25 protein-coding genes are annotated in these 21755 nt (G+C 37.2%); 15 read left to right on the forward strand and 10 right to left on the reverse strand.

Features of this window, described 5'->3' with window-relative positions; translation table 11 throughout:
* Positions 1-23 precede the first annotated feature (23 nt).
* Positions 24-731, reverse strand: a complete 708-nt coding sequence (locus C0V77_RS06540; protein WP_229236217.1) for a protein-tyrosine-phosphatase — start codon at positions 729-731, stop codon at positions 24-26.
* Positions 732-871: 140 nt separating this feature from the next.
* Between C0V77_RS06540 and C0V77_RS06545 the strand changes: the two genes are divergently transcribed.
* The 8 genes from C0V77_RS06545 (at position 872) to C0V77_RS23360 (ending at position 5258) form a co-directional block, all read left to right on the forward strand.
* Positions 872-1450, forward strand: a complete 579-nt coding sequence (locus tag C0V77_RS06545; protein WP_158237894.1) for a sigma-70 family RNA polymerase sigma factor — start codon at positions 872-874, stop codon at positions 1448-1450.
* Positions 1451-1516: 66 nt separating this feature from the next.
* Positions 1517-2407 carry a phosphatase PAP2 family protein gene (locus C0V77_RS06550; RefSeq protein WP_101725554.1) on the forward strand — a complete coding sequence of 297 codons (891 nt, stop codon included), beginning with the start codon at positions 1517-1519 and terminating at the stop codon, positions 2405-2407.
* A gap of 223 nt (positions 2408-2630) precedes the next feature.
* Entirely contained in the window at positions 2631-3005 is a 375-nt protein-coding gene (locus C0V77_RS06555) for a hypothetical protein (protein ID WP_101725555.1), read from the forward strand.
* 148 nt (positions 3006-3153) lie between these two features.
* Positions 3154-3378 carry a hypothetical protein gene (locus C0V77_RS06560; protein WP_143706022.1) on the forward strand — a complete coding sequence of 75 codons (225 nt, stop codon included), beginning with the start codon at positions 3154-3156 and terminating at the stop codon, positions 3376-3378.
* Between the two features lie 151 nt (positions 3379-3529).
* Positions 3530-3940 (forward strand): VOC family protein, encoded by a 411-nt coding sequence (locus C0V77_RS06565; protein ID WP_101725557.1) that lies wholly within the window; start codon positions 3530-3532, stop codon positions 3938-3940.
* Positions 3941-4063: 123 nt separating this feature from the next.
* Entirely contained in the window at positions 4064-4423 is a 360-nt protein-coding gene (locus C0V77_RS06570; protein WP_101725558.1) for a glyoxalase superfamily protein, read from the forward strand.
* A 5-nt stretch (positions 4424-4428) separates the two neighbouring features.
* Positions 4429-5046 carry a mercuric transport protein MerTP gene (gene merTP, locus C0V77_RS06575; protein ID WP_101725559.1) on the forward strand — a complete coding sequence of 206 codons (618 nt, stop codon included), beginning with the start codon at positions 4429-4431 and terminating at the stop codon, positions 5044-5046.
* Entirely contained in the window at positions 5046-5258 is a 213-nt protein-coding gene (locus tag C0V77_RS23360) for a GDCCVxC domain-containing (seleno)protein (RefSeq protein ID WP_101725560.1), read from the forward strand. Before merTP ends, C0V77_RS23360 begins: the two co-directional genes overlap by 1 nt.
* Positions 5259-5318: 60 nt before the next feature.
* Here C0V77_RS23360 and C0V77_RS06585 read toward each other — a convergent pair whose 3' ends face one another.
* On the reverse strand, positions 5319-5729 hold the full coding sequence (locus C0V77_RS06585) for a MerR family transcriptional regulator (RefSeq protein ID WP_101725561.1): 411 nt from the start codon (positions 5727-5729) through the stop codon (positions 5319-5321).
* 166 nt (positions 5730-5895) lie between these two features.
* Here C0V77_RS06585 and C0V77_RS06590 point away from each other — a divergent pair, with 166 nt between their 5' ends.
* From C0V77_RS06590 to C0V77_RS06600, 3 genes are read left to right on the forward strand one after another with little or no spacing between them, the layout of a single operon-like run.
* Positions 5896-6222 (forward strand): YnfA family protein, encoded by a 327-nt coding sequence (locus tag C0V77_RS06590; protein ID WP_101725562.1) that lies wholly within the window; start codon positions 5896-5898, stop codon positions 6220-6222.
* Between the two features lie 21 nt (positions 6223-6243).
* The gene (locus tag C0V77_RS06595; RefSeq protein WP_101725563.1) at positions 6244-6645 is read left to right on the forward strand and encodes a hypothetical protein; all 402 of its coding nucleotides are present in this window, start codon (positions 6244-6246) and stop codon (positions 6643-6645) included.
* Between the two features lie 30 nt (positions 6646-6675).
* Positions 6676-7251 (forward strand): redoxin domain-containing protein, encoded by a 576-nt coding sequence (locus tag C0V77_RS06600; RefSeq protein WP_101725564.1) that lies wholly within the window; start codon positions 6676-6678, stop codon positions 7249-7251.
* Here C0V77_RS06600 and mobC read toward each other — a convergent pair whose 3' ends face one another.
* From mobC to C0V77_RS06620, 4 genes are all read right to left on the reverse strand, one after another.
* Complete coding sequence (gene mobC / locus C0V77_RS06605) at positions 7252-9249, reverse strand: conjugal transfer protein MobC (RefSeq protein ID WP_101725565.1); 1998 nt, start codon at positions 9247-9249, stop codon at positions 7252-7254.
* Positions 9250-9261: 12 nt separating this feature from the next.
* Positions 9262-10569, reverse strand: coding sequence for a relaxase/mobilization nuclease domain-containing protein (locus C0V77_RS06610; protein WP_101725566.1), 1308 nt, complete (start codon positions 10567-10569; stop codon positions 9262-9264).
* Entirely contained in the window at positions 10557-10937 is a 381-nt protein-coding gene (locus C0V77_RS06615; RefSeq protein WP_229236218.1) for a plasmid mobilization protein, read from the reverse strand. The genes C0V77_RS06610 and C0V77_RS06615 overlap by 13 nt, the downstream gene beginning before the upstream one ends.
* A 214-nt stretch (positions 10938-11151) precedes the next feature.
* Positions 11152-12051: a toprim domain-containing protein gene (locus tag C0V77_RS06620; protein ID WP_101725568.1), complete on the reverse strand. Its 900-nt coding sequence runs from the start codon at positions 12049-12051 to the stop codon at positions 11152-11154.
* Between the two features lie 155 nt (positions 12052-12206).
* On the opposite strand from C0V77_RS06620, the gene C0V77_RS06625 reads away from it, so the two are divergent.
* The 3 genes from C0V77_RS06625 to C0V77_RS06635 all read left to right on the forward strand — a co-directional run bounded on the left by C0V77_RS06625 (position 12207) and on the right by C0V77_RS06635 (position 15452).
* Positions 12207-12497 carry a hypothetical protein gene (locus tag C0V77_RS06625; RefSeq protein ID WP_101725569.1) on the forward strand — a complete coding sequence of 97 codons (291 nt, stop codon included), beginning with the start codon at positions 12207-12209 and terminating at the stop codon, positions 12495-12497.
* A 369-nt stretch (positions 12498-12866) separates the two neighbouring features.
* A complete protein-coding gene (locus tag C0V77_RS06630) occupies positions 12867-13829 on the forward strand; it encodes a DUF4932 domain-containing protein (protein WP_101725570.1) in 963 nt (320 codons plus the stop codon).
* A gap of 582 nt (positions 13830-14411) precedes the next feature.
* The gene (locus C0V77_RS06635; RefSeq protein ID WP_101725571.1) at positions 14412-15452 is read left to right on the forward strand and encodes a serine hydrolase; all 1041 of its coding nucleotides are present in this window, start codon (positions 14412-14414) and stop codon (positions 15450-15452) included.
* A 151-nt stretch (positions 15453-15603) separates the two neighbouring features.
* Here C0V77_RS06635 and C0V77_RS06640 read toward each other — a convergent pair whose 3' ends face one another.
* The 3 genes from C0V77_RS06640 to C0V77_RS06650 are packed head-to-tail and all read right to left on the reverse strand — an operon-like array spanning position 15604 to position 17874.
* Positions 15604-16143 (reverse strand): DapH/DapD/GlmU-related protein, encoded by a 540-nt coding sequence (locus C0V77_RS06640; RefSeq protein ID WP_229236219.1) that lies wholly within the window; start codon positions 16141-16143, stop codon positions 15604-15606.
* Positions 16144-16191: 48 nt separating this feature from the next.
* Positions 16192-16695 carry a cyclophilin-like fold protein gene (locus C0V77_RS06645; RefSeq protein ID WP_101725573.1) on the reverse strand — a complete coding sequence of 168 codons (504 nt, stop codon included), beginning with the start codon at positions 16693-16695 and terminating at the stop codon, positions 16192-16194.
* 9 nt (positions 16696-16704) lie between these two features.
* Positions 16705-17874, reverse strand: coding sequence for an alpha/beta hydrolase (locus C0V77_RS06650; protein ID WP_229236220.1), 1170 nt, complete (start codon positions 17872-17874; stop codon positions 16705-16707).
* 127 nt (positions 17875-18001) lie between these two features.
* Here C0V77_RS06650 and C0V77_RS06655 point away from each other — a divergent pair, with 127 nt between their 5' ends.
* On the forward strand, positions 18002-18886 hold the full coding sequence (locus C0V77_RS06655; RefSeq protein WP_173830527.1) for an AraC family transcriptional regulator: 885 nt from the start codon (positions 18002-18004) through the stop codon (positions 18884-18886).
* A 136-nt stretch (positions 18887-19022) separates the two neighbouring features.
* On the opposite strand, the gene C0V77_RS06660 is transcribed toward C0V77_RS06655, so the two are convergent.
* The gene (locus C0V77_RS06660; RefSeq protein ID WP_101725574.1) at positions 19023-21560 is read right to left on the reverse strand and encodes a TonB-dependent siderophore receptor; all 2538 of its coding nucleotides are present in this window, start codon (positions 21558-21560) and stop codon (positions 19023-19025) included.
* Positions 21561-21755 lie beyond the last annotated feature (195 nt).

Below are 21755 nucleotides of genomic sequence, written 5' to 3' on the forward strand. Positions count from 1 at the left end.
TCCTTTAATAATAAAATGCCTGATTACAATTTAACTTTGGAAAATACATAGAGTGTCTCCGTTGCAATCTGCTTGCATCGTTCATCATATTTTTCGGTTTCGTTGGGTTGACCATCAAAGTGTTTAGGGTCTTCATAAGGAACAGCAACTCTTAGACTGGCTCCTTTCACGACCGGGCAAGCTTCATCGGCCTGTGTACAGGTCAAGATCGCACAGAAACCATTTTGCGGATTACTGCTATCGCTAAACAGCTTGGAAAATAATCTGATTGGTTCAGCATTAGCAGCGTATTTCACCTCATAAACCGGATTTTTTCCCTGTGTAACGGTTTTTATTTCAAAGCCTACACGCTTACAGGCCGCAACAGCCCTTTCATTAAAAGCTGTCGCTTCTGTTCCACCGGAGAATGTCTTTACATTGGGAATATTATAGTAGGCTGCCGCAGTTGCCCCCCAGAGCTGGCCAAAGTGGCTTCGACGCGAATTATGCGTGCATATATAGGTAAGCTGAACAGGCTCACCTGCTATGGCTTTAGCCTGAATAAAGGAGGCTATTTTTTCTAAATCAGTTTTGCGTTCCTGTGGAATTTGCGAAAAGTCACTTACAGCCTTTTCTACATAGGCTTGCAAAGACTCATTCAATAAGTTGTCATTGGTCATGATAGAATCAGAATTTAAATAAGTATTTGTTAGCATTGCTAAAAAAGATCCAAGGAGAATTGTAAGCTTCATCAGGTTATATCCTATACTGTTTATTATCATATTGCAATATTACGATAAAGATTTTTGTCAGAAAAGAATTTTCCTAAAAATGTTCTTATTTTTGCTTTCCCTATTGAAAAGTAATGATGGAAACTAAAATATTTAAGCAAATGAAGACTTTGTGTGATGTTCCCGTGTTCTGGTTAGCGAATCAGGAGATGGTTTACACCTATATAAAAAGAAGAGTAGATGACCGTGAAATCGCAAGAGACCTGACACAGGAAGTACTTCTTAAAATCTATAAGTTTTGTTTTTCTCAATGTGGCGTAAAAAATACCAGAGCGTGGCTGTTTGATATAGCGCACAACACCATTATTGATTATTACCGGAACCAGAAAGAAGAAATCCAAATAGATACATTTGATATTTCAGAAGAAAAAGAAGTTGATGTTTATCAAAGTATTTCGGAATTTATACGCCCTCTTTTGGTCTGTCTGCCTGAGAAATATGCTACACCACTACAATTAGAATTAGATGGCGTAAACCAGAAAGAAATTGCAGATAGACTTCAACTCAATCTATCTGCAACCAAATCCCGAATTCAACGTTCAAAACAAATGATGAAAGAATTGATGTTTGAATGTTTTGATCTGGAACTGGATAGTGAAGGGCGAGTAGATTCTTATAAAGTAAAAAATGATTGTCAGACCCTGCAAAGGTATCTCGAAGAAAAATATCAACATTCCTGATTTTATTTTGCGTCTTTTTGAAACGCTATTCGTCATGGGGGTATTCATTAAAATAAATATCAAATCATGAAGAATTTCATTTTATTCTCTCTCTTAATTTTTTGCCAAATGGTCAGTGCGCAAACCATTCATTCTCAGGAGCCCGTTTCAGGACATTACAAGACATTACAGGAATTTAGCCCTTTGCCCAATTCTCATTATGCCTGGATGGATACTATCCAATATCCGCCCAAAGAATATGGCAGTTCTTTGACTTATGTGTTAGTGAAACCCTTTTATCTTTCAGAGCAACAAGTAAAAGCTTTAACCAGTAGCGTTCGCCCTCCTGCTAACAGTTCAGATCAAACACGACAGGAATTAGCCTATTTACTAAAATTACAGACTAGTCGGACACCAGAGCAAATTAAAAGGGTCAGCATTTTAGCCAACATCGGCTATTGGCCATCTAACAATTTAGTACCTTCACATCCCGACTATCAGGAAAATCTGGATAATTTGTTTTTTGAGGGAAAAGAAATTAATGGTGATTGGTGCAATGCCAAGAACTTTCCTGCCATTGCCAAAGTATTAGCAGGTGCAATGCAGGATATGCGTGTCATGGAGTTTACAATAAAATATACATATTTCAGACCACGCCCCTATCACTTGGAAAAGACAATGGAGTCCTTAGACAGAATAGGCTCTCCATCCTTTGCAAGTGGTCATACTTTATGGGCGTTTATTCAGGCATATATCTGGAGTGAAATTATACCAGAGAAAAGGAATAAATTTATTTCATTGGCTAATGAAATTCGTCAATCTCGTGAAATTATGGGCATTCACTATCCAAGTGATAACGAAGCTGCCAGATTAATCACTCATAGAATGCTGACTTATTACTCAAAGAATGCAGCTTTTACGAAGGTATTACAAGCTGCGAAAGCTGAATGGAAAGATCAATCAGGAAAATACTTATAATTTCTGACCATACAATATTAGAACTAAAGCCCTGTTATACTAATGGGGCTTTATGTTTGGATTTAATGATATATATTTTGATATTTGAATATAGATAAACAAGTGCCAGACTTTAAAAAGATGGTATCAAATTTGCCATCACTACATTACTATAGAGCAATAATTAAAGTTCAAGATTAATTTGAGGATATTAGCCTTCATATTCGCAACATTTACACTATTCATGACAATACAGCCTGTATTAGTCTATAGTACTTTTTTTGCAAAGAAAAAGAGTTATGGCAGTAAAGGATTTTGTTCAAAAGCCATGTCTTGTCGTGCGGAAAAAGAATTTGTTGCTGAAAACAAGGATTCCGACCTAAAATCTTGCGCCTCAAAAAAAACACCAGTATCAGGTAAAGAAGATTCTGAAAAAGGCTGTACAAAAGCAGATTGTGGTCCATTTACCATTTGTTCTTATTGTTGCATCCTACCTATGGACAGACTCGTTTTTTCATTTTCTGATTTCTTACAGGAAATTGAAAAAGCAAGACTGATAGATGAAAATATTTCAAGTAACTACATTTCTGATTCCTGGCATCCACCTGAGTTTATTTAAAATTCCCACTTAATTTAGTTCTTTAAAATTAACCCCTTTCACAATAAAGTGTCTGAGACTATATGCCCCAGATGGAGGAAAACTGCGGTTAATCTGAAAAGAAAACCAATCAGGATAAATAAATTCAAAACTTAAAATACGCATATAAATGAAAAAAATATTTTTTAGTATCATGTTCTCAATAATGATAGCAAGTGTTGCAGTTTATGCAGATAATGGTGGAAGCAAAAAGGCTACGAAAAAAACTGTAGCCAAAAAAGAGAATGTTAAAGCATGCTGTCCAACCACTCCAGATTGCGCTAAAACAGATTGTCCGGTTACACCTGAGTGTAAGAAATCAAGTTGTGCCAGTACATCAAGTGGCAGCAAGTAAAATATATTAATTGGAAGGCTCATCAATCTTGATGGGCCTTCTCTTGTTTTAGCATTAACAGAAATAGTTTTGGATTCAATAGAAGAAATGAAACAAGAACTATAGATATACAAAATGACAAAGCAGAATATTTTTTAACTAGAGCAGTCAAATGAAAATGAAGAAAACCATTCCGGCCCTTCCTGTTCAAAATATTGAAGAGTCAGTTAAGTTTTATACTGAAAGATTAGGCTTCACAGCCGGTTATTTTGATAGTAGCTTTGCCAAAGTAAACAGAGATACCATCGAAATTCATTTGTGGGCAGCATCGGATGAAAGTTGGAAAGCTAAAGGACAGTATTTAGTTATAGATCCGATTTGCAGTGGTGCTGAAACGTTTCTGGCAGGTACTGCCAGTTGTCGGATTGAAGTTCAAGGTATTGATGAATTGTATGAAGAATATAAAAAGCAAGATGTTATTTACGATATTGATACAGTTGTGGAAGAACAACCGTGGGGTGTTAGGGAGTTTCCGGCATTAGATCATCATCGCAATCTTTTGACTTTTTATGAACCTATGTAATCGGTTTTAAGCTGGCAAAATTATGATGATATTGATTAAAAGTTTATCTTCTAAGCTCAATGCAAAAATTTATAAAGCTTTTGTACCTTTGTACTTTAGTACTAATACCAAAGAAAAACCCGAATGACTTCAGCAATTCCGATATTGCGTATTTTTGACTACGATAAGGCTATTGAATATTACATCAATTGGCTTTCGTTCAAAATTGATTGGGAAAATAAACCTGATAATTCACCTGTCTATTTGCAGGTCTCGTTAGGCGAGGTCGTATTACATCTATCAGAACATTATGGCGATGCCACTCCAGGTTCGGGCGTTTATATTGAAAACTTTAAAGGGCTTAAAGAATATCATTCCAAAATCTTAGCTAAAGAATATAAATATTTTAGGCCAGGCTTAGAAAAACCATTACTTAAATCCAAACCATTGTGTATGGATCTTATTGACCCTTTTGGTAATAGACTCTCATTCAATGAATCATAGTTGATATGACAACGATAATAAAAAATAATAAAGGTTGGATAGCAGGAATCCTGACGGCATTTGCAACTTCTTTGTGTTGCATTACACCCGTTTTAGCATTGTTAGGCGGTGCAAGTGGGCTTGCGTCTTCTTTTTCATGGATTGAACCGTTTCGACCCTATTTAATTGGGCTGACAATTTTAGTTTTTACGGCTGTTTGGTATCAAAAACTAAAACCTCAAAAACAAATGAACTGTGATTGTGAAACAGATAATAAAAAGTCATTCTGGCAATCAAAGCCATTTTTAGGAATTGTCACAATTGTTGCGGCGGTGCTTATTTCTTTTCCGTACTATGCCAAAGCTTTCTATCCTAAACAACAAGAACCTAAAGTGGCATCGGCAGATAAAGCAAATGTGAAGCAAGTAGTTTTTAAAATCAAAGGAATGTCTTGCGAAAGTTGCACCCATCACGTAAACAGCGAAATATCAAAAGTGAAGGGAATTATAGCTTTTCAAACTTCTTATAAAAATGCAAATAGTACCATAAAGTTTGACAATAGTAAAACTTCTGTAGACAGTTTAGCTGCCGCAATTAATAGAACAGGATATAAAGTAGTTTCAAAAACTGTATCAAATAACTAATGCAAAATACAATTATACTTCAATCAATCATTACTTGTCCTGTTTGTAGCTTTAAACAAGAAGAAACAATGCCAACAGATGCTTGCCAGTATTTTTATGAATGCCCAGGTTGTAAGACTATGCTTAAACCACAAGAAGGTGATTGCTGCGTTTATTGCAGTTATGGAACGGTGAAGTGTCCGCCTATCCAAACAGGGAAGTCATGTTGCTAACGGATAAGTATATATAAACAGAGAAAAAAAGCACATGAGAATCCGCATTTTATAAAGTACTTAATTCATAAAGGTATCAGATACTAACATTAAGCAATTATCTGTACTTTCTTCTGTACAACAGTTCTGACACTTACTAACACCACTAAGCATATAGGATTTCATTTCCTTCAATTCTTTTATTTTTTCATCAATCAGGCTTACTTTCTGATATACTTTGTTCGCTACATTTTCGCATGATGCATTATTGTGACTAATTAATTCTAAAAATTCAGATGTTTCGTTTAAGGTAAATCCAAAACTCTTAATCCGTTTAATCGTCAAGAGCTTTTTCAATGTATTAGTTGAATATTCTTTATAATTATTGTCTCTTCTTTCTTTACGACTAACTTCAATCAATCCTAGTTTTTCGTAAAACCGGATTGTATCTTTCGATAATCCCGATATCTTAGATAATTCGCCTATCAACATTTTTTATATTTTTTAAAATTTCTCTTGACAATGGACTATACTCCAATGTTTATATTTGTAAATATAAATACAAAACCTTTTCAAAGAAGAAACAATTTTCAAAATTTTGCTCTCCTTCATCTGATATAGATTGTGAATGCAAAACTGAAATTACCTTAGTGAAATAATGGCAATAATAAAAACCTACTTTATTTTTATATTAGCTGGAGTCTGTGAAATTGGTGGAGGCTACCTTGTATGGCTCTGGCTAAAAGAAGGAAAGTCTTTTTGGTATGGAATAATTGGCGGCTTGATATTAGTACTGTATGGCGTAGTGGCAACTTGGCAAAAAACAAGCTTTGCAAAGGTATATGCAACCTACGGTGGCATATTTATTGTCATGTCCTTACTTTGGGCCTATAAGTTCGACAACTATATTCCTTCCAAATACGAGATAATAGGAGCGCTCATTGCTTTAACAGGAGTAACAATTATTTATTATTCACCCAGATAACAAACAAAATACTTTATAGAGATGAAGAAAAATATAATACTATTGATAACTTGTTTTTTATTTTATGTTTCTGCTATGAGCCAGACGATAACCATTGATAAAAAGATTAAACCTGATAAACAAAATGGTGTTCTTGTATGCAAATTAACATCAAAAGAATTACAAGCACGAAAGGCAACAGTTTTAGAAAGTTTGCGCAAGCAAGTAATTGAGAAAAAGGAATTAGCTAGTGGTTATTCCTACAAGTTTGATAATAGCGATAAAATGCTTGATGAGTTAACGGAGTTTATCAAAACGGAAAGACAATGTTGTGATTTTTTTGACTTTGCTTTATCAATTATAAGCGATGAGGGCACTATCTGGCTAAGTTTGACTGGCCCAAAAAATGCCAAAGAATTTATCAAGACAGAATTAAATTTATAAGTTCAAAATTTTATTTTCAAAACCAATTTTATGAGAACACTATTAATAGCTATCTTAAGCCTTACTTTCTTTTGGGGAGATACTCCTTCTGCCCCGGCAGTTAACTCCAAAGCAATTCCATTTGAACTTAAAAATTCAAAAGGCAAAGTCATTTCACTTGATACCTTTAAAGATTCAAAAGGTATTATTGTAACGTTTCTTACGAATGAATGCCCGTATGCTCAAGTTTATCAGGATCGCGTAAAAGCATTACAAGCAAAATACAGTAAGTTAGGATTTCCAGTCGTAGCAATAGATCCGATGGATTCAATAGAAGACATGAATCAGGAAGCATCAGAAAAAAGTTTCAACTTTGATTATTTGCATGATGCCGAACAAAAGATTTCCTGGGCTTATGGTGCTATTGTCAATACGCATACTTGTATTTTAGTCAAAGAAAAAGACGGTTTTAAGATTGCCTATATTGGAGCAATTGACGACAATAAAAATGAAGAGAAAGTAGTGAATAAATATGTTGAATCGGCACTTACATCTATTCTGGCAAAAGATGAAATTAAAGTTAAAACTACGATAGCTAAGGGTTGCACGATTAGTTATAAGAAATAATTAATCACTGTTCTTTTTGACTATAAGATGTGTCTGTGCGGGATCACTGTAGAGCCTCTCCATTTCAGACTGAATAATATCCTGAATGTCCTGTTTGACTTGCAGATAGTTTCTCTGCACCATTCCCTCGTCAATCTTACGAATAACACCTATCTCCTTATAGCCATCCTCTTCCCATTTGAGAGCCTGGTGGTCGTTAATGATTTCACAATGAAACGCTTTGAGTTCTATTCTGCTATCAGGGTCATCAGCAACCATTCCGACAAATTCACCTGAGCTGAGCGCAGCTATTTTGGAAGGCGGTATGGCGGCTTCCAATTGTTTGGAACGACTGATGGATGTATCACCACTGTTTATCGAGTAACTTTCTCTGTCCTGCATGATTTTTCCGAAGCGTTCAGAGAGCTGTTTGGCCGTATCTCCGGTAACCTGACCGGCAATGATATTGCCGGTTATGTTCATAATCACATCAGCCTGCTCCCGACCGTAATCCTTGCGCAGTTGACTAAAATCCTGAATACCCAGACAGGTAGAAACCTTGTTGCTTCGGGCTGTGGCAATCAGGCTGTCCATGTTGTTCAGATAGATTGTAGGGAACTCGTCAAAAATAAGACTGCTCTTCTGTTTCCCTTTCTTATTAACCTGTTTGACCAGGCGGGTGACATACAGCGAAAGCACTGCTCCATAAGTCTGGATTTTCTGTGGATTATTGCCCATACAGACAATCTTCGGGTCATTAGGATTATTGATGTCCAGCGTGAAATCATTACCTGAAAGAACATAATACAACTGTGGTGAAGAAAGCCGGGCCATCGCCACTTTAGCGGAAGCAATCTGTCCCTCTAACTGTTCCATGACATCGTTCAGATAGGCATTGACAAAGGGATTAATCAATACCTCTATTTCTTTTTCTGTCCGCAGCAGTGTAAACAGGCGGTCATAGTCTACCTGCATTAGTTCAATTACATGTGGTAAAGTACAGAATTCTCCGTCTCTATATTTCTTCAGATACCAGATGACTGCCGTCAGAAAATTAATCGGAGACTCCACAAAAAAATCACCCTGTTTTTTTATCCATTCTCTGTTTAAACCCATCAGGATGGTACGGGCGGATTCTGCCGCATCCGTAATGTCAGTCATAGACTTCGGCTCCAGTGGATTACAGCGATGGCTCCGGGTCAGGTCATCAAAATTGATGACATAGAATGCCGGTGGTTTCGGGTATTTGTGCTTGTGTCTTAACCAGGTATTATAGGCAATTTTCGAGAGGTCGTCAAACTTAAAATCATAAATAAACATGGCAAATCCCTTACGGATATGCTGGGTAATGACATGCCGGATAACAAAATAGGATTTCCCAGAACCAGGTGTACCCAGTACCAGGAGACCCCGGAATGGGTTGATGATGTTTATCCAGCTATCTTTCCTCTTGCTTTTCAGCTGATATCGGGCTGGCAAATTAATTGAATATTCATTCTCAATCAGTCTCTCCTCCTGCGGGAAAGTTTCATTTTCCTTATTGAAAATATCCTTATTGTTCAGGCGATTCTTAATAATCCGTGAGAGTAGTGTACCCCCTGTAAGCACCAATAAAAAACCTATGGTTGTGATGCCTATATAAGCGCATGCCCGGATGGACACAGATAGTTTTCCCAGTAAAGCGAGATAACTTAGCCAATAGAGAAGCAATCCTGTAATTAGGTAGGCAAAGGCATTTTTATAATTCAGTTTTTCATCCTTTCTTCCTTTCGCCCCCAGCAGGGATATCAGCAGAAATCCCAAAGCAATCAGTTTGGACTTCTGAAAATGGCTGAATAGACCGGTTCTGTAAATATTGTTTAAAATATGATCAGTAAATGTACTGCTTAATTCCCACCATTGAAATGCTGTATAACAATAGTAATACAGGTGGATCATTAAGATCAGAATGCTGATGAATCTTGTCATATCCAGAATCTTTCTCAAAGCCTGTTCGTTCTCTCCTGTCTGTATAGCCATATCTCTAAAATTTTACTGATTATTGTTACTCAGATTTCTTTTTTTCCTCTTTTTCCTTCTCTTTTTGAACGGACCTACCACATACGCTCCTCCCCTTTCAGGCTGCATCAGTTCTTCCAGCCAATTGCTTGGTCCTGTAGAAATAGCTATTTCCTGAAGCGAATTGGAAAAAGCTTTGGTTTCTGCCGCAGCTCTAGTTTGCGGCTGTAACCCCACCTCCCCTTTCAGGGCTGGATGTGCCAACCAATCCTGCCCTGAAATTTTTTCCGGCTGGCATCTTTCCTGCATCGCTTTCGCACCATAAAGTTTACCCAATTCGCTTCCATTGAACACACATTTGGTCTGATGGTCGACATAGGTAATCCCATAGAGGAAGCCCTTATTATTTTGCCATAAAAGGGTGTAAATGCCTTGCTTTTCCAGCTTACCGATCAATTCCTGAAGGGATGGTTTTCCGGGCAACAGCGCTGCATCTATCGCATTCTTCACCCGGCTTTTGAATGGTATTCGCTTAAGCGCATTCTCCTTAAACTTTTGTTCCAGAAAGGTCAGCGTTGGTTTATTATAAAACAGACTGGCTTTAATGGGTATTCCTATGGGATTTCCACTGCCATCAAGTACCTGATATACCAGCCCTTTATTCCGATAAATCTCTGAATTTTCGGTTCCGCACGCAGCCATTACATTGTATTGCCTTAATACGGCATTGAGTTCCGGCAAACTGGCATATTTATATTGCGTCAGGACAACACCCAGCACCTTTTGAATAGCCGCTTTTGTTTCAGTCTTCCCATACATAACTTTTGCCGCAGATACAGATTTGATTCTATATGTTTCCTCTTTTTTTTGTGCTTCTGCCACTACCAGTCCATATTCCTGCTCAATCGCTTTTCTTGCCTGTTCTGACTGATTGCGGCCGATATTATTCATATCAATGCGACTCCCGTCTTCCCGCACTTTTATGGAGATGATATGAATATGCGGATGTCCTGCATCGGTGTGCTGATAGACCAGATAAGGCTGCTTTCCAAAGCCGATTTTTCCCATATAATCTACGGCGATGGCCCATAGCTTTTCCTTTTCAAAATGGTTTTCCGAAACATGAAAATTCAGGGAAATATGCACACTGTTCCGCATGACATTTTCATTCAGTTTCAGCTGCTTCAGAAAACGATTCAGCTTCATGCTCCCGCTCATATTTTCAGGATCAACCGGATAATTCCCTGCACCGATACAGGCTGCCACGCCCTGCTTTACCTTGTTCTCATTATAGTTGAAAATGCGGTGAATGGAATGCCCTGTTTTAATTACTGCAACCATTTTTCCGCTATTTTCTGCACCTGTTTTTTGATCTCATCCACCTTATTAAAAAGGGTAATTTTCTCCACCTCATAAGCCATTAGCCAGCTCCTAAATTCGGCAATCTGATTGAGCATGTGCAAGCGTTTCACAGCCTGATTAAAGTTGTTTCCGATATGGTTTAACTCTGTTCGGAGCAGGCTCATTTCTGTTAAACAATCATCGATTGACTGGTTACGAAAAGTTGCTGTCAGCGGCTTATCCAAAAGACTATGACGTACATAATCACTCAGCTTGCGGCAGGTACTCGCCTTCCATCTGGCTTCAATTTTTGCGTACTCCTCAGGTGTTAACCGAAGCCCGATGGTACGTGTTCTGTTTGAATTCATTCTTTGCATCACTAATCATTTTCACGTTTTCAAACTTATTTATGTCTTTTACAACCCCCGCCCACGAGTTCCGAGTGCGGGGCGGCAAGATGCGGTTGTTTAACAACCGGACATCTTGCCGTTTGCAGGAACGCAGCAAACTGCCTGCTTCCACGTCTTAAGAGATTGAAGCTATTCAAAGCAAGGAAAATAGAGTTAACTCCTTTGTTTTTTATTATACTCTTATTTTCATGCGTCTTTTTTGAGGCTTTCCTGCATTCACCAGCCAATCGTTCAGGTCTTTATATCCATTGTAGAGGGCGCTTTGATCGGTATATTTTGAACTCATTAAAAGTGCGCGCTGGGTAAGACTCTGTCCAGTAGCGTCTTTGTCCAGGTATAGCCGGATACTGTTATGTTTTTCCATAAAAGGTCTTGCTCTTTCAAAAAAAGAAACTGAATTGAGGACAACAAAATCGCAACTGTTTTCAGGAAGATCTTTATATAGCGTCTTATAGGATAAAAAATCTATAAAGCCCTCAAATATGATAGCTTCATCAGAACCATTCATAAAAGTCGTGATATCTTTCGGTGAACTGCTTGTTTTGAAATAAGGATTACGTATTTCAAAGCCTCCTGAATCATTTTTAAAACCAATGCCATAATAAGTTTTATCATTCAACTCATACCGTACTTCACGGCAGCATTGATCGGCCACATTGACTGCAATACGTCTTTGCTCCAGATAATGTAAGAGTGAATAGGAAGTAATTGGGAAATCGCTCAGTACCTTGATTTTATGTTCAGGAGTATATTCCACTGGCACAGGCTGCATAGGTGACTGCTGAAAAGAAAAATTGCTGCCCAGTTTTTCAATCAATTCACTAATGGTACATTGATGGTATTCGATGCCAAAATCTACCAGATTACCCCCTCTTCCCATGCCATGATCATACCAACGATTCAGCTTTCTGTTAACCTTAAAGGAAGGAGTCCTTTCCATTCTTAATGGTGATAAATACCAATAGTCGTTATTGCTTATTTTTGACGGCTCAAACCCTAGTTTGAAAAGGTAATCCACCATATCTATTTTCCTGGCTTCATCGATGGAAAGCCTTGATTTACTGAAGTCCATAATCACCTGTTTTCAAATCACAATTCAGTCAATGAGGTAAAGTTAATGATATGATTTTGGATAAACCTATCCTCATTATATTTTGATAAGGATGTAAAAAAGTATTCTCATTAATTTTGTCTAGTAAATTTTCTCTCATTTAAAAGCGCGTAATTATGCTGACGACAAGTGATGTAGCCAAGGTGTATGATACTATTTTAAGTATCCCCGGCATGAACGAAACGGTGAAGATTGAGTTACGAATTGCTCGAAAAAATGTACTTCTGTTAAACCAGGTAATCGAACTTGGTTTAGCAGCTAAGGAAGATGAAAAAAGCCCTGGTCTCTTATCAAGTGTGCCGCCAGATAGTTTGCAGGAATTAAAAGCACTTTCTGAAGATTGTTTGCAAAAAGCAGGCCTGACTGAATTAAGTGAAAAACTCAGTACTTTGGGAAATGCTAAGTAAAAGGAAAAGGTTGGATAGGCACATATTCAACCTTTTCCTTTTATGCTTAATTTCACAGTGAATTCAATAAAACATCATACTCAAATCTCACTGGTAAAAGTAAATCTCTTAACTTTTAATAAATAAACAATGGTTCGCACTTTTAAGGCAATTCTATCATCATTTAATATTCACTGAATAAATATCTCAAGAACTTCAGGGGAATTAAAAAGTATTTCTTTTGTACCCATATAATTCCTTCAAACCCTTATACTTTCATTGTAAAAACCAGAATTTAATATTTTCATAATATCATCTATGCTAATTAAAGTAGTAGTCTCGTATCATTCTTTTCTATCTTTGCATCTCCTATCCACTGAATAATTAATTATGAAAAAAACTATTGCACTCATCTTCTTTGCCATTCTGGCGAATACCCTCTTTGCTAACAATCCTCCGCTTCATAACAAGCTGAAGATTCAGATTAATAAAAATGTGGAGCTTTTGGGTTTGGCATACTTTATTGGTTTTGAGGGAGTAGAAATCGAGACCAAAACCATTGATGTAAAAGGTAAAAAAATACCTAAAAAGGATTGGCACAATTACGGGTATTTCATCAATGAAAAATACAAGAAATTTGCCGCCAGCGAAAGCCTGATGAATAGCTTTACAGTAGCCGACCACCTGTGGTTGGATTACCTTATTGCATTTTTGGTACAAGTTGACGACTTTCCGAATGCTAAATTGAAAGAAACTGTCCCGGAGCCTTATTATATCAATTTTTCTAAAACCAAGAACCTCAAAGAAGCCAAAGAAAATGCTGCTATTTTTTTAAGCGGATTGAATACTTTTTATACGCAAATAGACTTTAACCAATACCTGGTTGATTCAAAAGCTTTTTATGATAAAGCTATAGAAGAAGTAAAAAATGGGCTGCCGGAAAAGGATTTTATCGGTATGATGGAAAGCTTCTACAAACAGAGTTTTGATACCTATAATTTAATTCCGAGCCTTACTATTCCTAAAGGCATGGGTTTTGGTGTGAGATTCACTTCTACAGGTAAGACGCATGTTTTTAACGTATTTGGTGCACGTGATTTTCAGACATTCATAAACACACAGGAATTGAAAATGGGGTTTGCAGATAAGCAGGAACTTCTTGAACTTAGTGTACACGAATTCGGACATTCGTTTGTAAACCCTAGTGTAGATAAATTGCCAGAGAAATTAATAATAGATACAGAGCCATTATTGGAACCTATGCGGGCCGCTATGTCGAAGCAGGGTTATAATACCTGGCGGGCATCTTTGTATGAACACTTTGTGAGAGCAGGCGAGATTGTAATTGCTTAGAAATTGGGAGAAACTGCTAGAGCAAAAAAGCTAATAGATGAGTATATACAGGGAAGACAATTTAATTACATTCCGACAATTTTGATTGAATTAAGGAAATACGACAAGGGTCAACATAAAACTTATGACGAATCTATATTGGCGGCAATGAAAGAAATAGAGAAGACGAATTAGTAATAGAAGGTATGAACAATATAGAAACTGAAGACCTCTTGGGGATTTTGTTATCTATTGAACCAGTACTTTCACTCTGACTAATCACAAATTCCAGAGGTATTTTAGTAAAATTTAATACTCCTCAATTACATTTATTCGTCAATTACTTTGGGGCTTAGCAAAAATAACAACTAAGGACTTCATTCACCGAAGTTTATAGACCTTATTAATAAAAGTATCAGACAATAGCGAATCCTCAAGTGTTAATGGTATAAATATCATTTGCTTTAGACCTCTCTGATATAGAAGAGGTCATAAGTTCAATCCTTGTTAAGCCCACCAATCTTTTCAGATATTTAAATAACTCTTATATTTAAAATATTTTAAACACTCCTTTGTAGTATACCAATAAACGAATGACTTGCAATGAAAAAACTCCTACTTTTTTTCTTCCTCCCATATTTCTCATTTGCCCAGATTGACAGTACTGATATCATCGTCAAAAAGATGATGGAGAAGCAAAAAATTGTTGGTCTTTCGTTGGCTGTCATAAAAAATGGTCAACCAATGGTCAACAAAGGCTATGGACTGGCCAATGTAGAATTAAACGCTCCGGTAACTTCTGAAACCGTCATTCGGCTTGGGTCCGTCAGTAAGCAGTTTTTTACCACAGCTATTATGCATTTAGTGCAGAACGGAAAATTAAGTATTGAAGATCCGGTACATAAATTCTTTCCTGATGCACCGGAAACCTGGCGACCCATTCAACTCAAACACCTGATGTCGCACACTTCAGGCCTGCAGAGAGAAGCGCCCGGCTACGATAATTTCAAAATCCAACCCGACATAGATGTTATCAAGTCTGCTTACAGCTTACCCCTGGTTTTTAAAACCGGAGAAAAATACCAGTATTGTAATTTAGCGTATTTTATGTTAGCCGAAATTATTACACAGGTAAGTGGTATGCCCTGGCAGGATTATATTCAGAAGAACTTATTTATTCCTGCAGGAATGACTCATAGTTATCTGACCGATTTTTATCAGATTATTCCTAATCGTGCAAACGGTTATATGCACAAGCGTGACACCCTGATTAATGCCACAGCCATGTTTGGTATAAGACCCAGCGGTGGGTTTCTTTCCACTTCTTCGGATATAATTAAATGGGAAAAGGTATTAAGCCAAAAGGAAATTATTCTTAAAAAAGACAATTGGGAAAAGCTATGGGAACCGTTCATTAAAACTTCGGAGAGAGTAAATTCAAAGGAATACTATGGTTTTGGGTGGTTAATAGATGAATACAAAGGGCATAAACTAATTATACATGGTGGTTCTAATATTGGGTTCAGGTCTGTGTTTGCACGTTTTGTAAATGATAGGCTTTCAATTATTATTCTAACCAATACAGATGAAGCCAATCCACGTGCTATTGCAAATGCGCTTGCGGATTATTATTTCAGAAGATAATTTTTGATGCTGACATTCTATTATTGCATTTAATACCTGAATGTTTAAAAGGCCTGATTTATCGCATTGGAAAATGAGAAGTTTATTACACTGAAGATATTAGTGCAGGTTCAATCTTTACTAGATTGAGAATGCTTTTCACTCACTATTTTTACTCAATTGTTTTGATTATCTTAGCCGGAATACCCGCCACAACCGTATGGGGTGGCACGTCACGATTGACGATCGCACCTGCTGCCACCACTGCATTTTCACCCACTGTTATGCCGGGCAGGATAGTTGCACCTGCTCCAATCCAGGCATTTCGCTTAATAACAATAGGACCTGGAATAACGGCCTTTCTATCATTCGGTTTCAGTGGATGATTTTCAGAAGTAAGGTTCACTCTTGGCCCGAGCATCACCTCATCTTCAATAATAATGCCGCCCATATCCAGAAACGAACAGGCATGATTGATAAATACATTTTTACCAAGACTAATGTTGCGACCGAAATTGGTATAAAACGGAGGGAAAATAGCCGTTGATTCATCGATTTCCTTTCCGATAATTTCACTCAATTTTTCCCTCACCTGATTCACACTGGTAGCCATAGCATTCATTTCTACACATAACTGAATGGTTTTAGAAACGACTTCCATAAATTGGTCATAGCCTTGGTCGTCTTTGCGGATAGTTTCTCCTCTCTTCATCCGCTCAAAAATGTCAGTATGTTGTTGTACTTTATCCATATAAGCTGCCTATTCCAATGCAATGGTTACTTTTATATCTCCCGTGCCTAACGCTGCAGCCAAGCCGGAAGGGTCATTAATTTTTCCAACTTTGGTATAACTGTAGGAAGTTGAAAATGTTTCGTAGAAAAGCACAAGCGTATTAGACCCATACATCATTAAGTCTCCTGTCTGGATTGATGAAGGAACCGAAGGGTTGATAGGTAAATTCTTTGATAAACGAAAGTATTTTTCATTCCCATTTAATTCTGCCATGGTGATCGACAAAGGCAATAAAGCTTTAAAAGCGACTGCAGTTGGATTATCCGCTATAGTAGCACTAAAAACCATAGACCCAATCTTAATCTTTATCTTATTACTCATAATATTACTATCAGGTATATTTTCATTTGGAGTATCGGTATGAGTGTCATTGAATTTTATAGGTTTTGGTGTTGGAGCCTCTGGGTTACACGAGGCTGAACTTACGATGCCTGTAAAGGTTAAGAAAACGATTAAAATATATCTTGCCATAGCTGTGTTCTAATTAACCTGATTTGATTTCAAATGTTCGTTAAAGAATGATGTTAATTTGTCAAAAGGAATTAGCTCTACTCTATCATACAAATCAATATGTCTTGCCTTTGGAACCATATAAAGTTCTTTTGGTTGAGCCGCTAATTTATAGGCATCTTCACTAAAATAACGTGAATGCGCATTTTCCCCTATAATAAAAAGAACTGGACGTGGCGAAATGGTCTGGATATAACTCAGCAACGGGAAATTCATGAAAGACATATCACTTGTCACACTAAAAGCGCCTATGGAGTTCGGATGAAAACCACGCTTCATCGCATAATATTCAAAAAACTCACTGGAAATGGGGTCTAATCCTTCCGGAACTTTATCTACAGGCGCTGATGGAAAGGGCGGAGTCAATTGCTGTAAGCCATTATCCACATCTTTCCAACGTTGCTCAGCAACTTGTTCAAGATAGTTGTTTCGTTGTTCATTAGTCATGCCATCTTTCCATCCATTGCGTTTCACACGGCTCATATCATACATGCTGGTAGCAGCCACCGCTTTAATTCTGTGATCGACTTGTGCTGCTGCTAAAGCAAAACCTCCGCTGCCACAGATACCGATGGCTCCAATTTTTGCTCTATCCACAAAGGATTGTGCGCCTAAAAAGTCTACTCCTGCACTGAAGTCTTCAACGAAGATGTCCGCAGATGAAACCCTTCGGGGTTCGCCACCACTTTCGCCATTGAAAGATTCATCAAAAGCTACTGCCACAAAACCACGTTCAGCCATATTTTGCGCATAAATTCCGGCTCCCTGTTCTTTTACACCGCCATAAGGTGTACCAATAAGGACAGCCGCATGTTTTTTAGACTTGTCAATATTTTTAGGCATATACAAATCACCGGAAATAGCAATACCATACCGGTTTTTGTAGGTCACGCTTTGTCTTGTAACTTTATGGCTTAATTTAAATGTGTAGTATTCCTCCGCTGATAATTTGTTCATAGCATTCAAATTTTTTGTCTGATTGGTCTGTCCGATTGACTGTATCAGGATAAGTAAACAGGGTACGGTGGTTAAAATTAGTTTTTTCATTGTGCTAAATTGTTTATAGTTTTTTTCATTCGGTTGGTGAGAAAATTCCTCCACTTCCATTAAAGAAAATATCTCTGCTGATTTCTTTTGCAAAGTTCACTACAATAATTAGAAGGTATTTTATACATTTTACGGTATTACTTACCAATTTCACAGGTAACTATTTAGTTATAGAGTAATCTGAATAATTTTGAATGACACTCAAACAAAGATTAGGAATATGCTAACGTTCGATACGATAAAAAAATACAATGAGACTTTTAACAATCAGACCTTGCATCCGCTTATCAGTGTGGTTGATTTGAATAAGTCAAAACCTGTGGAAAGAAATAAATTTACTGTGGGCTTTTATGCCATCATTATAAAAGAGAGCAAATGTGGTGATTTAAGGTACGGCAATCATTATTATGACTATGATCAAGGAACTATCGTATTTTTTGCCCCAGGACAGGTCATTACTAATGAACCTGAAGGTGAATTACACCAACCGTATGGCTTAGCTTTGGTTTTCCACCCGGATATCATCAGAGGTACATCGTTGGGAAAGCAAATTCATGAATATTCTTTTTTCAGTTACCAATCCTATGAGGCATTGCATGTTTCTGAAAAAGAAAGAGCGTTGGTGGATATCTGTCTTGCGAACATTGAAGCAGAAATTAAGCAGAATATTGATAAACACAGCCGGATGCTTATTGTAGCCAATATTGAATTATTATTGAAATACTGTTCAAGATTTTATGACCGTCAATTCATCACCAGAGAACAGGTAAATCGTGGTATTGCTGAACAGTTTGAAAAGCTCCTGAATGATTATCTGTTAAGTGAAAAACTTAAGATTTTAGGCATACCCTCTGTAGCCTATTTCGCTAATGAATTGCATTTATCAGCCAATTACTTTGGAGATTTGATTAAAAGGGAAACAGGTAAAACCGCACTTGAATATATGCAGCTCAAACTCTTAGACTTAGCCAAAGAACGGATATTTGATACTAGTAAGTCGCTCAGTGAAATTGCTTATGAATTAGGTTTTAAATATCCGCAGCATTTTACCCGTTTTTTTAAGCAAAAAGCCGGAGTTACTCCCTATGAATATAGAATGAATTAGGGCTTTTATACAAGAATCCAGCTGCCTTTCACCAAATCTCTACTTTCAAAGTAGAAGATGCCATCAGAATACGCAATTATTACAACGTTCTTTGGAGAATCCTATTTTGAATAATCCATTAAAGTTACAAGCATGATTAATTGTAGGTTATAGCCACATAATAAAATCCACCAATACTTGGCCCTGCCAGGAAATTGTAATAGTAGTGGTTCAGGGTATTGGTTGAAGCCAGTTTAAAACTCAGCTTCGCTTTAGGTACTCTGTAAGACAATTGAAAGTCCAGACTATGAAATGCAGGAACTTCACCGGTCGCTAAAGAGGATTGCCAGATATATTTGTCCTGAAATTTATAACTAACCGAGAAGCCAAAATTTCTGACTATATCAGGGTTTTGTAAAGCAATAATGCTAATCCATTTAGGCGTATTAAAGGCTTCCTCTAATCCATCACCCGCATCTTTTCTTTGTAAGGTAGCATAAGAAACATTTCCTAATAGCTGAAAACTCTTATAAAATCTATACTTTACACTCATGCTTGATCCATACGTATGTACTGTAGCCTTAGAGTTCGTCCAAAGCCTGTAGCGGCTTTGTGTGTTTCGATTATTGAGATAGATAGCTATTGAGTCCGGATTCTGTGATTTCGGAATGTTCACTTCTACCTGAGCCATGAAATTACGATAGCGATTATAATAAAAATCAACATCAACTGAAAGACGCTTTTCTAAAAAGTAGCCTTTGTAACCTGCTTCGAAACTATGTACTTTTTCAGGCTGGATATAGGTATAGTCGTTTTTCTTTAATAAAGATGCATTCAACTTTATAGCTTCGTTGACACTAAGCCCTTGCGTATTCACTGCGGAAGTTACTGCCGCTTGAAAAGCATCCACAGCCGTTTTGAAATAGGAGTTTTCAAATATACCGTTCGACATGATACGAAGCCCTCCCACACGTTTTACGCCACCGCTATTTACATTGGAAAAAGCTTCAAATAAACTGGGGAAACGATAGCCGTTCTGATAAGAAACCCGCAAATTTAATTGTGGCGAATTTGAAAAGACACCTGCCAAACGATAATTAACTTGTGGAATGAAGTATTGATTTTTATCTACCCTGATGGAAGAAACAAGTTTGAGTTTTTCTGACCACATATGCTTGGTTGCCTGAAGAAACATGCCTGTTTTCTTGTATGAAATATTTTTATCCTCATCGGTTGGATTGATAAAATAATTGCCATCCGGATAAACCCAATAATTACGGTAATCAAAACCTGCCAATAGCTGGATATTGGTTTTTTCTCTAAATGTACCAAGTATTTCCTTCGTCAAATCTGCTTGTCCGTCTGTATGGAACATCCAGGTGCGGACTTGTAAAGCAGCCCCTACATCCCAATTATTGATTTTTCTTAGCTTCTCAATGAGGGAGTCAAATTCCTCAGTTTTCGGTTGGGGACGATTTTTATCAGCATCCAGTCTGGCTTGTTTGAGAGCTGCTACTTCACTTGTACCATTGACAACAGAAGTATTAAAGCTCTTGGTAAAATCGGAAAACCAAACATCGTCGGATTTAAAAGCTCCGTCTATATTCTCTGCCATCGAACGGATATTATAGGAATTGCCTGTGTTTTCAGTCGTAAAATAGCTCCTTACCTGAAATGTATTGTCTTTGTATTGAATAGAGTTCTGAGAGATACGATAATCCTCTAATCGAAAACGATTTGTCCGTTGATATAAATTATTTACCAGACCATACCGAAATGTATAAACCAGTTCAGATTTTGCCGTTGGTCTGAAATAAATAGAGGCATCAGCCTTAAAGTTGCTGATTCCGAAATCAGCTATTTCTTTTTCGTAGTATCCGGTTCTGGCTACAGAATACCTTTTCCCATTTAAGGTAAGTGTCCTTCTATTGGAAGATTCGTTACCATAAGAATTAATAGGGTCAATGGCAGGGTTATCTAAACCAAAAAGTTTCAGAGATGAATTGCCATTAGGATTTAAATCAGTCTGATTGTCGGAAATCCAATCATAGCCATTTAAATAAAACAAATTTGCTTTAAAAGCCCATTTCGGATTAATGACCTTAGCATACCTCATTGAGCTTTCATTAAAGAACTTTGGTGTCGCATTCAGACTATTCAGATGATTAAAACCGTTTTTTTGCTCATAACTTAAACCTTCCTTATCAAAAGGGGAAAGAGAATACAGGTTGACCATACCATTCAGCGCATTTAAACCCCATAAGGCAGATGCGGAGCCTAAAATAACTTCTACATGTTCAATATCTAAATCTGTGGGTGTTAAGGTAGACGCAATGGCTGCTCCTATGTGTGGGGCTTGATTATCAATCCCATCTACTAACTGCACAAAACGTACATTAGTCGGGTTAGCAAATCCCCTTGAATTATAGACTTTGAATCCCAGGCTTGAAGTCATTACCTGAAGACCTTTTACATTTTCTAAAGCATCAAAATAAGAGCTTTGTGCGGAATTACGGATAGATTTTTTATCCAGATACTCAATACTGATAGGTGATTTGATAATGTCTTCAGGTATTCTGGAGGCAGAGACTACAATCTCATTCAAAGCTTTTACTGAATCCGTTTTTATTGGTTCTTGTGCAAAAACAGGTGCAAACAGAAAAGACAAAATAAATGCAGCATAAACCTTTTTCATATAATACTTATTTATTGTTCGATAAATGATTTTTGATGCGATATGTTTTTGAAAATATATCGCCAGGCAATTCATTTCTATCGCTATTTAAAACGGCAAACACAACAAGTTCTAATTTGTTTAGTAATGATGCTTGAAGACTCAACCGGAAAACTTCGCCCTTGTTGAAGAAAAAGCCCCTAAATCAAGGGACTT

The sequence above is a fragment of the Emticicia sp. TH156 genome (assembly GCF_002855535.1).
GTDB lineage: Bacteria > Bacteroidota > Bacteroidia > Cytophagales > Spirosomataceae > Emticicia > Emticicia fluvialis.

Excerpts from the sequence above, each read along its gene's own strand:
- C0V77_RS06545 (WP_158237894.1), top strand. The coding sequence starts at position 872 with ATGAAGACTTTGTGTGATGTTCCCGTGTTCTGGTTAGCGAATCAGGAG.
- C0V77_RS06640 (WP_229236219.1), bottom strand. The coding sequence starts at position 16,143 with ATGAAGAGAGGAGAAACTATCCGCAAAGACGACCAAGGCTATGACCAA.
- C0V77_RS06615 (WP_229236218.1), bottom strand. The coding sequence starts at position 10,937 with ATGAATTCAAACAGAACACGTACCATCGGGCTTCGGTTAACACCTGAG.
- merTP (WP_101725559.1), top strand. The coding sequence starts at position 4,429 with ATGACAACGATAATAAAAAATAATAAAGGTTGGATAGCAGGAATCCTG.
- C0V77_RS06570 (WP_101725558.1), top strand. The coding sequence starts at position 4,064 with ATGACTTCAGCAATTCCGATATTGCGTATTTTTGACTACGATAAGGCT.
- C0V77_RS06600 (WP_101725564.1), top strand. The coding sequence starts at position 6,676 with ATGAGAACACTATTAATAGCTATCTTAAGCCTTACTTTCTTTTGGGGA.
- C0V77_RS06590 (WP_101725562.1), top strand. The coding sequence starts at position 5,896 with ATGGCAATAATAAAAACCTACTTTATTTTTATATTAGCTGGAGTCTGT.
- C0V77_RS06630 (WP_101725570.1), top strand. The coding sequence starts at position 12,867 with ATGAAAAAAACTATTGCACTCATCTTCTTTGCCATTCTGGCGAATACC.
- C0V77_RS06550 (WP_101725554.1), top strand. The coding sequence starts at position 1,517 with ATGAAGAATTTCATTTTATTCTCTCTCTTAATTTTTTGCCAAATGGTC.
- C0V77_RS06610 (WP_101725566.1), bottom strand. The coding sequence starts at position 10,569 with ATGGTTGCAGTAATTAAAACAGGGCATTCCATTCACCGCATTTTCAAC.
- mobC (WP_101725565.1), bottom strand. The coding sequence starts at position 9,249 with ATGGCTATACAGACAGGAGAGAACGAACAGGCTTTGAGAAAGATTCTG.
- C0V77_RS06565 (WP_101725557.1), top strand. The coding sequence starts at position 3,530 with ATGAAAATGAAGAAAACCATTCCGGCCCTTCCTGTTCAAAATATTGAA.
- C0V77_RS23360 (WP_101725560.1), top strand. The coding sequence starts at position 5,046 with ATGCAAAATACAATTATACTTCAATCAATCATTACTTGTCCTGTTTGT.
- C0V77_RS06645 (WP_101725573.1), bottom strand. The coding sequence starts at position 16,695 with ATGGCAAGATATATTTTAATCGTTTTCTTAACCTTTACAGGCATCGTA.
- C0V77_RS06625 (WP_101725569.1), top strand. The coding sequence starts at position 12,207 with ATGCTGACGACAAGTGATGTAGCCAAGGTGTATGATACTATTTTAAGT.
- C0V77_RS06635 (WP_101725571.1), top strand. The coding sequence starts at position 14,412 with ATGAAAAAACTCCTACTTTTTTTCTTCCTCCCATATTTCTCATTTGCC.
- C0V77_RS06595 (WP_101725563.1), top strand. The coding sequence starts at position 6,244 with ATGAAGAAAAATATAATACTATTGATAACTTGTTTTTTATTTTATGTT.
- C0V77_RS06660 (WP_101725574.1), bottom strand. The coding sequence starts at position 21,560 with ATGAAAAAGGTTTATGCTGCATTTATTTTGTCTTTTCTGTTTGCACCT.
- C0V77_RS06585 (WP_101725561.1), bottom strand. The coding sequence starts at position 5,729 with ATGTTGATAGGCGAATTATCTAAGATATCGGGATTATCGAAAGATACA.
- C0V77_RS06540 (WP_229236217.1), bottom strand. The coding sequence starts at position 731 with ATGAAGCTTACAATTCTCCTTGGATCTTTTTTAGCAATGCTAACAAAT.
- C0V77_RS06560 (WP_143706022.1), top strand. The coding sequence starts at position 3,154 with ATGAAAAAAATATTTTTTAGTATCATGTTCTCAATAATGATAGCAAGT.
- C0V77_RS06655 (WP_173830527.1), top strand. The coding sequence starts at position 18,002 with ATGCTAACGTTCGATACGATAAAAAAATACAATGAGACTTTTAACAAT.
- C0V77_RS06555 (WP_101725555.1), top strand. The coding sequence starts at position 2,631 with ATGACAATACAGCCTGTATTAGTCTATAGTACTTTTTTTGCAAAGAAA.
- C0V77_RS06620 (WP_101725568.1), bottom strand. The coding sequence starts at position 12,051 with ATGGACTTCAGTAAATCAAGGCTTTCCATCGATGAAGCCAGGAAAATA.